At 71.9% G+C, this 10,102-nt stretch carries 11 protein-coding genes; 7 read left to right on the top strand and 4 right to left on the bottom strand.

What is annotated here, in order from left to right:
- Positions 1-49: 49 nt before the first annotated feature.
- The 3 genes from J1C73_RS16215 to J1C73_RS16205 are packed head-to-tail and all read left to right on the top strand — an operon-like array spanning position 50 to position 3,455.
- Positions 50-1,285 carry a class I SAM-dependent methyltransferase gene (locus J1C73_RS16215; RefSeq protein ID WP_207317008.1) on the top strand — a complete coding sequence of 412 codons (1,236 nt, stop codon included), beginning with the start codon at positions 50-52 and terminating at the stop codon, positions 1,283-1,285.
- Entirely contained in the window at positions 1,285-2,652 is a 1,368-nt protein-coding gene (locus tag J1C73_RS16210) for a class I SAM-dependent methyltransferase (RefSeq protein ID WP_207317005.1), read from the top strand. The genes J1C73_RS16215 and J1C73_RS16210 overlap by 1 nt, the downstream gene beginning before the upstream one ends.
- The gene (locus J1C73_RS16205) at positions 2,649-3,455 is read left to right on the top strand and encodes a DUF1295 domain-containing protein (protein WP_207317004.1); all 807 of its coding nucleotides are present in this window, start codon (positions 2,649-2,651) and stop codon (positions 3,453-3,455) included. Before J1C73_RS16210 ends, J1C73_RS16205 begins: the two co-directional genes overlap by 4 nt.
- A 270-nt stretch (positions 3,456-3,725) precedes the next feature.
- On the opposite strand, the gene J1C73_RS16200 is transcribed toward J1C73_RS16205, so the two are convergent.
- Both J1C73_RS16200 and J1C73_RS16195 read right to left on the bottom strand, forming a co-directional pair.
- The gene (locus J1C73_RS16200) at positions 3,726-4,505 is read right to left on the bottom strand and encodes an anti-sigma factor (RefSeq protein WP_207317003.1); all 780 of its coding nucleotides are present in this window, start codon (positions 4,503-4,505) and stop codon (positions 3,726-3,728) included.
- Positions 4,502-5,086: a sigma-70 family RNA polymerase sigma factor gene (locus J1C73_RS16195; protein WP_207317002.1), complete on the bottom strand. Its 585-nt coding sequence runs from the start codon at positions 5,084-5,086 to the stop codon at positions 4,502-4,504. The genes J1C73_RS16200 and J1C73_RS16195 overlap by 4 nt, the downstream gene beginning before the upstream one ends.
- 190 nt (positions 5,087-5,276) lie before the next feature.
- On the opposite strand from J1C73_RS16195, the gene J1C73_RS16190 reads away from it, so the two are divergent.
- The 3 genes from J1C73_RS16190 to J1C73_RS16180 all read left to right on the top strand — a co-directional run bounded on the left by J1C73_RS16190 (position 5,277) and on the right by J1C73_RS16180 (position 7,942).
- On the top strand, positions 5,277-5,939 hold the full coding sequence (locus J1C73_RS16190; protein ID WP_207317001.1) for a PadR family transcriptional regulator: 663 nt from the start codon (positions 5,277-5,279) through the stop codon (positions 5,937-5,939).
- 213 nt (positions 5,940-6,152) lie between these two features.
- Complete coding sequence (locus tag J1C73_RS16185; RefSeq protein WP_207317000.1) at positions 6,153-7,166, top strand: ATP-binding cassette domain-containing protein; 1,014 nt, start codon at positions 6,153-6,155, stop codon at positions 7,164-7,166.
- Positions 7,163-7,942 (top strand): ABC transporter permease, encoded by a 780-nt coding sequence (locus J1C73_RS16180; RefSeq protein ID WP_207316999.1) that lies wholly within the window; start codon positions 7,163-7,165, stop codon positions 7,940-7,942. The genes J1C73_RS16185 and J1C73_RS16180 overlap by 4 nt, the downstream gene beginning before the upstream one ends.
- Positions 7,943-7,955: 13 nt before the next feature.
- Here J1C73_RS16180 and J1C73_RS16175 read toward each other — a convergent pair whose 3' ends face one another.
- Entirely contained in the window at positions 7,956-8,465 is a 510-nt protein-coding gene (locus tag J1C73_RS16175; RefSeq protein ID WP_207316998.1) for an ABA4-like family protein, read from the bottom strand.
- A complete protein-coding gene (locus J1C73_RS16170; RefSeq protein WP_242644255.1) occupies positions 8,462-9,424 on the bottom strand; it encodes a hypothetical protein in 963 nt (320 codons plus the stop codon). The genes J1C73_RS16175 and J1C73_RS16170 overlap by 4 nt, the downstream gene beginning before the upstream one ends.
- Before the next feature lie 119 nt (positions 9,425-9,543).
- Here J1C73_RS16170 and J1C73_RS16165 point away from each other — a divergent pair.
- Positions 9,544-10,102, top strand: a 559-nt coding sequence (locus J1C73_RS16165) for a MerR family transcriptional regulator (RefSeq protein WP_207317006.1), incomplete at its 3' end; no start/stop codon positions are given.

Raw genomic sequence — 10,102 nt, 5'->3', positions numbered from 1 at the left:
CTCCCCGTCCCCCGCCACCTCGTCCCCGGCCGGCGCCGCCTCGCTCCCGGTGCCCGCCCCGGCCACCGACCCCGAGCGCTGGCCGGACGTCGCCCGGTCGCCGCGCTCGTCCCTGCTGCGGACCGCCGTCGCCGAACGGCTCGTCCGCCACGCACTGGCCCGGCTCCCGCTCCGCGCCCGCTTCGCCGGACAGCAGGACATCGGCCTCGGCGGCCCCCTGATGGACATCCGCGACCCCGCCGCCTTCTTCCGCAGAATCGGGGTGAACGGCCTGATCGGTTTCGGCGAGTCGTACATGGCGGGCGAATGGGACTCACCCGACCCGGTGGGCGTCCTGACGGTCCTCGCCGACCAGGTGGCGACGCTGATCCCGCAGCCCCTCCAGCGGCTGCGCGGACTGTGGGCAGGGCGCCGGCCCGCGGAGCAACGGGGCACACCCGAAGGCGCCCGGGACAACATCAGTCACCACTACGACCTGTCCAACGAGCTCTTCGCACTCTTCCTCGACGAGACCCTCAGCTACTCGTCCGCCGTCTTCCGCAGCTTCCCCGCGGACCCCGAGGCACTGCCCGCCGCCCAGCACCGCAAGATCGACCGGCTGCTCGACCTGGCCGGTGTCGGACCCGGCACCGAGCTCCTGGAGATCGGCACCGGCTGGGGAGAGCTGGCGATCCGGGCCGCCGCCCGCGGGGCCCGCGTCGTCTCCGTCACGCTCTCCGCCGAACAGCGGGACCTGGCCCGCCGCAGGATCAGCGAGGCCGGGTACCAGGACCGGGTCGACGTCCGGCTCTGCGACTACCGCAGCATTCACGGGCAGTACGACGCGGTGGTCAGCGTCGAGATGATCGAGGCGGTCGGCGAGGAGTACTGGCCGGTCTACTTCCGCACCCTGGAGGAACGGCTGGCCCCCGGCGGCCGCATCGCCCTCCAGGCCATCACCATGCCGGACGACCGGATGCGCGCCTCCCGCACCACCTTCACCTGGATCCACAAGTACATCTTCCCCGGCGGACTCCTGCCGTCCGTGGAGGCCATGGCAGAGGTCACGGCCGAGCACACCGGCCTGCGCATCGACCGCTGCGACGACTTCGGCACGCACTACGCCGAGACGCTGCGGCTGTGGCGGGAACGGTTCGCCGAGCGGACCGCGGAAGTCGACGCACTCGGCTTCGACGCGACCTTCCGCCGCATGTGGACCTTCTACCTGGCCTACTCCGAGGCGGGATTCCGCTCCGGCTACCTCCATGTGCGGCAACTGCTGCTGACCCGTCAGGAAACGGCGTGATGACACTTACCGGCAAGCAGGCCACGACCGGCGCGGCCCAGCGACTGGAACCCCTCGTCGAGCAACTGCTCGGCGGCACGCTCCCGGTCAGGGTGCGGATGTGGGACGGCAGCGAGACCGGGGCTGCCGACGGCCCCCTGGTCCACGTCCGGTCCCGGCGGGCGCTGCGCCGGCTGCTCTGGGCGCCGGGCGAACTCGGCCTCGCCGAGGCGTACATCACCGGTGACGTGGAGGTCGAGGGAGACCTGGCCGAAGGGCTGCGGGCGATGCGTCACGCCGTACGCGAGCGCGGGCTGCGCCCGCCGCGTCCCGGCATCGGCGACCGGCTGCGGGCCGCCGGCACCGCACTGCGCCTGGGCGCGGTGGGGCCCCGGCCGCCGGTTCCCGCCGCCCGCGCGGGACTCCACGGTGTCCTGCACAGCAAGTCCCGCGACCGGGCCGCCATCAGCCACCACTACGACCTCTCCAACGCCTTCTACGCCCTGCTCCTCGGCGAGACGATGGCCTACTCCTGCGGCTACTGGACCAGCGACGCCCTCGGTTACGGACCCGCCGACGCCCAGCGCGACAAGCTCGAACTGATCTGCCGCAAGCTGGACCTGCGCCCCGGAGCCCGCCTGCTCGACATCGGCTGCGGCTGGGGATCGCTGACCCTGTACGCGGCGGAGCGGCACGGAGTCCGGGTCACCGCCGTCACCCTGGCCCGGGAACAGGCCGCCCACGTCCGCGCACAGGTGGCCGAACGGAACCTGGGCGACCTGGTCGAGGTCCGCTGCTGCGACTACCGGGACATCGACCGGGCACCGGGGCACGAGGGCGGTTACGACGCGGTGTCCACCGTCGAGATGGGCGAGCACGTGGGGGACGCGGAGTACCCCGCCTTCACCGCGACCTTGCACGCCATGGTCCGGCCGCGCGGGCGGGTGCTGGTCCAGCAGATGTCCCGGGGCCGCGACGCACCGGGCGGCGGCGCGTTCATCGAGTCGTACATCGCGCCCGACATGCACATGCGCCCGCTCGGGGAGACGGTCGCACTGCTGGAGGGCGCCGGACTCGAAGTACGTGACGTCGAGGCGCTGCGCGAGCACTACGTCCGGACCGTCGAGGCGTGGCGGCGCACTCTGGAGCGGAACCAGCGGGAGTTCGTGGACCTGGTCGGGGAGGAGACCGTACGGGTGTGGCGGCTCTACCTGGCCGGTGGCGCCCTCGCCTTCGAGGGGAGGCGGATGGGCGTGGACCAGATCCTCTCCGTACGGCCGGAGGAGACCGGTGCGGCCGCGATGCCCGCCACCCGGCGAGGCTGGTACGAGCAACCGGCGGCGGAACGGGTCGCCCGCGGCGGCGCGACGGCCGGGGCCACCGGATGAACGGCTTCGGATGGGCGGCGTTCGCCGAGGGCCTCGCGCCAAGTGCGGGCGCCGCCCTCGCCGTCCTGCTCGGCACGTTCGTCGTCGCTCTGTACAAGGGCGTGCACCGGGTCGTGGACATCGCGTGGGGCCTGGGGTTCACGGCCGTCGCACTCGTCTCCTACGCGATGTCGGCCGGCGGCGGGGGAGACGGCACCCGACGGCTTCTGGTCACCGTGCTGACGGCGGTGTGGGGGCTGCGCCTGGCCTGGCACATCGCCCGGCGGGGAAGGGGCCACGGCGAGGACCCGCGCTATGAGGCGATGCTGGCCAGGGCGCCGGGGAGCCCCGCGCTGTACGCCCTGCGGAAGGTGTACCTGCTCCAGGGGGCCCTGGTCTGGCTGATCTCGCTGCCGGTGCAGGCGGCCGGGTACGTCATGGGGCCGGCCGGAGCCTGGGCCTGGGCCGGTGCCGCGCTCTGGGCGGTCGGACTCGGCTTCGAGGCGGTGGGGGACCACCAGCTGGCCCGGTTCAAGGCGGATCCGGCCAACCGCAGGCGGATCATGGACCGGGGGCTGTGGTCCTGGACCCGGCATCCGAACTACTTCGGCGATTTCTGCGTGTGGTGGGGCCTGTTCCTGATCGTCGGCGAGGCTCCGGCGGCTGCCGCGGCCACGGTCGTGGCGCCCGCGCTGATGAGCTTTCTGCTCATCGGCGGCAGCGGAAAGGCCCTGCTGGAACGGCATATGGCCCAGCGCCCCGGCTTCGCCGCGTACACCGCCAGGACCAGCGGCTTCTTCCCCCGGCCGCCGCGCCGGGGCTGAAGCCCGCGGCCCTGGGGTGCAGTGGGCCCCGTACCTCCATCGCCTCCCAACGGCGGAGGTACGGGGCGAGCACCGCGCAGTGGTCTCGGCCCGCCGGGACGACCCGACCCGGGGCGAGCGCCGTGACCACCACGTCCGGGGGCGGGACCTTCGCCGCGAGGCGGCCGGCGGTCCCGCTCGCGACATGTGCCCGTCGTGGCGCGGCTCATGCTGCCCGCGGCAGGTTGTCCGGAACGCGCCGTTGCGGACGGCCTGCCGCAGGCCACCACCTCATGCCGACGGCAGCTTCATCAGTGCCAGGGGAGTGGAGGTCGGCTGCTTCGACCCGCCCGTCGGCTCGACCGTGATGCCCATGCCTGTGGCGCCGTCCACCGGCCCGTCGAGCAGGGTCGCGTACGTCGTCGACGAGGGGCCGGTCGCCTGCATCAGGCCTGCGGAACGCATCGTGCCGCCGTCGTCGAACCACAGCTGGTAGACCTTGCCGCCGGGTGCCTGGGCCAGCCCCGAGGCGAGGAACACGGCCCGGTCCTGGCTCCTGGAGACCACCACGGTGCCCTTCACCCCGTCGCTCAGCGTGGCCGAACCGGACCGGGCGTCGGGGGCCGAGATGACCTCGGCCACCTGCTGGCTCCGCTGCTGGGCGGCGCGGGCGTCGGACCGGGCGTCCTGCGCCTCCTGGTGCTGCCAGACGGCGAGGCCGCCGAAGCCGGCCGCCGCGGCGAGGCAGGCGGCCAGCGCGAACTTCGACAACCGCCCGGCCCGGCCCGTGCCGTCCCGGCCGGTGCCCCCGCCGGAACGGGCCCGCCTGCCGGTGGACGGCGACTCCTGGCGTACGGTCGCGACCTCCCGCAGCACCCGCTCGCGCAGGTCCCGCGAGGGCGTGGCCGACACCGCGAGGCCGAGCCGGGTCGCCGTCTCCGACAGCTCCCGTACCTCCACGGAGCAGGCCTCGCAGTCGCCCAGGTGGCGTTCGAACTCCCGGCGTTCGGTCTCCGGCAGCGCGTGCAGGGCGTAGGCCCCGGTCAGTGTGTGAAGTCCGGCGTCGCTCATGCGCTCACCCCGAGGCAGTCGCGCAGCCGGATCAGTCCGTCGCGCAGTCGAGTCTTGATCGTTCCGAGCGGCACCGCCAGCAGTTCCCCTACCTCGCGATAGGTCAGTCCGCGGTAGTACGCCAGCGTGACGGACTCCCGTTGCAGCTCCGAGAGGGTCCGCATGCAGCGGCGGACCTGCTCCCGCTCCAGCCGGCTCTCGACCTGTTCGGTGACTTCGTCGAAGGCGGGGGTGCGGTCGAGCAGCGCGGCCTTGTGCTCACGGGCCGTCGTCGCCTCCACCGAGCGCACCCGGTCCACGGCCCGGTGGTGGGCCAGGGTCAGCACCCAGTTCATGGCGCTGCCGCGGGCCGCCTGGAAGCGCGGCGCGGTGCGCCACACCTCCACCAGCACCTCCTGTGCGACCTCCTCCGACTGGGCGGGGTCGCGCAGGACGCTTCTCACCAGCCCGAGCACCGGACCGCAGACCGCTTCGTACACCTGAGCGAAAGCGTCCTGATCACCCCGGGCGGCCATTCCCAGGAGCTCCTGGAGGTCGGGCCCGGCCGAGGCCAGTCCGCTGATGTGCACGGCTTCTTTCACGCGGGCTTCCTCCCGGGGCGGTCAACGGTCTCCGGGGATGATTCGGAGCCGGTTGCGATGCGGATTGGTCGGCGGGGGAAATCCTTCCACGTCTTCCGAATTTCGCGATACATCGTGGTTGACGTGTTTCGAGGAGTCGCGATATGTTCGGCTACGAGTATTCGACGGCGAGGGAAGGGTGGCGGGGGCGGTGGCCAAGCGGCGCAAGCTCAGCAATCCTCTGGCCCTCACGGTGATGGTGCTGCTCGCCGAGCGGTCCATGCACCCGTACGAGATCGCCCAGACCCTGCGCCGTCGCGGCAAGCAGCACAGCGTCAAGATCAATTTCGGTTCGCTCTACACCGTGGTCCAGAACCTGGAGAAGCACGCCTACGTGGAGGTCACGGGCGTACAGCGGCAGGGCAACCGCCCCGAGCGCACGCTCTACGGCATCACGGAGGCCGGGCGGGCCGAGATGCTGGACTGGCTGTCCGACCTGATCGCGGTCCCGGCCGCCGAGTTCCCCGTCTTCGACACGGCCCTGTCGCTGCTTCCCGTGCTGCCGCCGGACGAGGTGGCCGAGCTCCTGTCGGACCGGGAGCAGGCACTGGCCGTGCAGTCGGCGGCGCTCCGGGGGGTGCTCGGCCAGCTGGGCGACGCCCTTCCCCGGGTCTTCGTCGTGGAGACCGAGTACCAGGCCCACATGATCGAGGCGCAGCTGGCATGGATCAGGGGTTTCCGCAAGGAGCTCGGTGACGCCACCATCAGCGGCATCGAGGAGTGGAAGTCCTTCCATGAGACCGGCGAGGTCCCGCAGGACTGGCAGGACCTCGACGAGCAGGAGATCGTCCTCGACCCCGAACGCACGAGGTGACGGGGAGAGGCAGAAGAAGAAAAGACCCTGACAGGTGCTGTTGGAGCAGCGCCCGCCAGGGTCTCGAACCCCGGACCGGACATGCCGTGACGGCGGGCCAGGCGATCGAGGTGCGGCACACCCAGGATAGCCCGGCACTCCTCAGGCGGAACGGACCGGCATGACGGGCACCCGGAGACCCGGGTGCCCCGCCGACCACAGGAGAGCTCTGTCATGAGCACCCGTGCGCCTGCCGTAGAGGCGCGACAGCTGATCAAGACCTATCCGGGTGAGGTCACCGCGCTGAGCGGTATGAACCTCACCGTCTCGCCCGGCACCGTCTTCGGGCTCCTCGGGCCCAACGGCGCGGGAAAGTCCACCACCGTCAAGATCCTCACCACGCTCGCCCGCCCCGACTCCGGCACCGCGTCGGTCGCCGGGCACGACGTCCTGCGCCACCCGGACCGGGTCCGCCGGGCCATCGGCGTGGTCGCCCAGAAGTCCGGCGCCGACCCGGTCGCCACCGGCCGGGAGAACCTGCTGCTCCAGGGCCGGCTGTACGGGATGCGGGGCGCCGCCATCCAGCACCGCGCCGACGAGCTGCTGGACCGCTTCGGCCTCGCGGACGCCGCGAGGCGCCAGGTCAAGGGGTACTCCGGCGGTATGCAGCGCCGCCTCGACGTGGCGCTCGGCCTGGTCCACCGCCCCGAGGTGCTCTTCCTCGACGAGCCGACGACCGGTCTCGACCCCGAGGCCCGCACCGCGATGTGGGAGGAGATCGCCCGGCTGGCCGGCGAAGAGGGCCTGACCATCGTGCTCACCACGCACTATCTGGAGGAGGCCGACCGGCTCGCCGAACGCATCGCGATCGTCGACCGCGGCCGGATCGTGGTCGAGGGGACCCCCGACGAACTCAAGGGCGAACTGCGCGGCGACGCGGTCCATATGGAGCTGCGCGCCGAGGTGGACCGCAGCGCCGTCAGCGCCGTACTCGCCGGGCTGCCCGGCGTGTACGAGGTGCTGGTCGAGGGCCGTCGGGTCAGCGTCCGCGCCGAGGACGGAGCCGCGGCCGTCCCGGTGCTGCTCGGAGCCCTGGAGCGGGCGGGCTCGGCCGTCGCCGCGGCGACCGTCGCCCGCCCCTCCCTCGACGACGTCTATCTGCGCTACGCCGGCCGCCGCTTCTCCGAGGCGGAATCCGCAGGTTCGCGGAGCACCCCCGCACCGGTCGCCGCAGGAGGCACCCGATGAGCGGTCAGGCCCTGTCCCAGACCTGGTACATGACCCAGCGCCAGCTGATGGCGATCCTCCGGCAGCCGGTCTTCCTGGTGATCTCGCTGATCCAGCCGGTGATCTGGCTGTTCCTGTTCGGCAACCTCTTCAAGAAGGTCGTCGAGCTGGGCGGCTTCGGCACCACGTCCTATCTGGACTACCTGATCCCCGGCATCGTCGTGATGAGCGCGCTGGGGTCGAGCATGTGGGCCGGAATGGGCACGCTGGAGGAGATCGAGCGCGGCACCCTCAACCGCTTCCTGACGACACCGGTCAGCCGCAATGCCCTGATGAACGCCAACGTCGTGCAGAACGGCATCAGCACGGCTGCGCAGTCCCTGGTCATCGTCCTGCTCGGCTGGGCCGCGGGCGCCACCTACCCGGGCGGGGCGGGCGGACTGCTGATCCTGGTCGTCGCCTCGATCCTGCTCGGTACGGTCTTCGGCGCGTTCTCCAACGCCCTGGGCATGCTGGTCCGCCAGCGGGAGTCGATCATCGGCATCAACACCTTCCTGCTGCTGCCGCTGACCTTCCTGTCCTCGTCCTTCATGGCCCCGAGCCAGATGCCCTCGTGGATGCGCCACATCGCCGATTTCAACCCGGTCAACTGGGCGATGGTGGCCGGCCGCTCGGCGCTGACCGCGGACCCGGACTGGGCGCTGGTGCTCAGCCGCGGGGGAGCGCTGCTGGTGCTCGCCGCGGTCGCCGTCTGGCTGTCGACCCGGACCTTCCGCTCGTATCAGAAGTCGGTCTGACCGGCCCGCCGTGTCACCGGCCCGGCGCCGCGTCCTCGACGGGCGCGGGCGGGCCGGCCGGCCCGGTGCCACCGGTCCGGTCCGGGAGTCCGTTCCCGGACCGGACCGTGCGTTCCCGTACCGCGCGCAGCACCAGGAAGACCAGCAGCCCGAACGGCGAGAGCAGAATCGTCAGCACCAGCAGCGGGCCCATCACCAGCGGCGGGATCCGCAGCCTGCGCCCCTGGAGGAACATCCACTGACCCAGCAGCAGATCCCAGGCGATGACCTGGGCCCACACGGCCCCCGCGCCGTTCGACAGCGCGGTCAGCTCACGGAACGTGTCGATGTCGGGGCTGCTCACCGCGGCCCAGAGCTCGGGCAGGACCGGCCCGGCCATGGTCAGGTAGACGGCCAGGACCGGCAGGACCGTCAGCGGCGAGGCGGCGATCCTGGCGGTGACCGCCCGGTTCGGCGCGAAGATCATGAGCAGCCAGAACGGCGCGGCCAGCATAAAGGTGATTTCGAACAGTGCGCCGGTCACGACACGAGCTCCTTCTCGACGGAGGGGGACGACAGTGGTGCGGTGGCCGGCCGCAGGGCCGCATACGTACCGGCCGCGGTGGCCGCCAGAACGAGAGCGGCGGCGGTGAGCGTCACCCCGTCCGGATGGATCAGCGGTTGTCCGCGCAGTGCCTGCCAGGTGACCAGGGCGACGACCGCGCAGTAGGTACCTGACGCGACCAGCACCAGGCGCAGCCGGACCCGTGCGTCGCGGAGCCGGGCCGAGCGCGGTGCCAGTGCGACCAGGGTGAACAGGAAGAGCGGGAGCAGCTGGAGCGCGTGCATCCCCACGAAGTGCGGGATGCGCAGATCGCCGCCGGTCGTCGACCAGCCGGTGAGCGGCATCGACGGCCCCCCGTCCGGTACGCCGACCGCGTGGGCGCCGATCACGTCGGCCGTGTCGAGGTTCCCGGCCGCCCGCTGACGGGGGGTCGGCTGCGTCATCAGGAAGCCGAACCCGGCGCCCGCCAGGGCCAGTGACACCCCCGAGCGGATCGCCCAGGCGGTGGCGCGGTCGGGCATTCGGGCGCGCAGCAGCAGGATCGCGATGAACAGGGTGCCGGTCCAGAGGACGACCACGGTGACGGCCATGGCGTTGAACAGCGATTCGTCGAACGGTGTGGCGTGGTTGAAGTGGCTGCGCCTCCCGCGGATCACCTGGCCCGTGATGATCACCATCTCGACCACGCCGGCGACGGCCACCACGGTCCCGGCCCACCAGCCGGTGCGCCGTCCCCGGGTGAGCAGCGCCAGCATCCAGGCGAGCGTGAGGGCGTACGCCACGAACGAGACCGCGAACCTGAACAGTTTGGACCAGATCGCCGAACCCGCCAGGACCCGGTCGTCGACCAGCAGTCCCGCCGCCGAGACCACCGTCAACAGGGCCATCGCGCAGGCGAAGACGACTAACGGGCGGTGCCATGTGCGCCAGTGCGGCATGAGTTCCCCCAGGAATGACTCAGGAATGATTATGGATAGCAGTGCTCTCCGCTATCCGATAGCGGAACTATCTATGATGAGTGCGGGGGTTGGCAAGCACGAAAGAGGGAGAACGCTCGGTGCGCATCGGAGAGTTGAGCCGCAGGTCCGGGGTGCCGGTACCGACGATCAAGTTCTACGTACGGGAGGGGCTGCTGCCTGCCGGGCGGCTGACCAGCCCCAACCAGGCGAGTTACGACACCGGTCACGAGCGCAGGCTGCGGCTGATCCGCGCACTGCTGGACGTCGGAGGGCTCCCGCTGTCGGCCATCGGGGACGTGTTCCGGGTGATGGAGGATCAGGGCCGGCCCCTGCACGACGTGCTGGGTATGGCGGCGAAGCGTCTGGCCCCTCCGGGGGGCGACGAGCCCGGCGCCGAACTGGAGGACGCCCGCGAGGACGTGGCGGACCTGCTGCGGCGACGGGGCTGGCGGGCCGAGGCGCGCAGTCCGGGCGGGGAGTCGCTGGCCGGTGTGCTGGTGGCGCTGCGCCGGGCGGGCCACGGAGGCTTCGCCGAACTGCTCGACGACTACGCGGACGCCGCCGAACAGGTCGCCCGGGCCGATCTGGGCTACGTGGGCACACGGGTGGCGCGGGAGGACCTGGTGGAGAGCGTGGTCGTCGGCACGGTGCTGGGGG

The organism is Streptomyces laculatispora (genome assembly GCF_017353455.1).
Lineage (GTDB): Bacteria > Actinomycetota > Actinomycetes > Streptomycetales > Streptomycetaceae > Streptomyces > Streptomyces laculatispora.
This window is presented reverse-complemented; position numbering and strand designations above follow the sequence as displayed.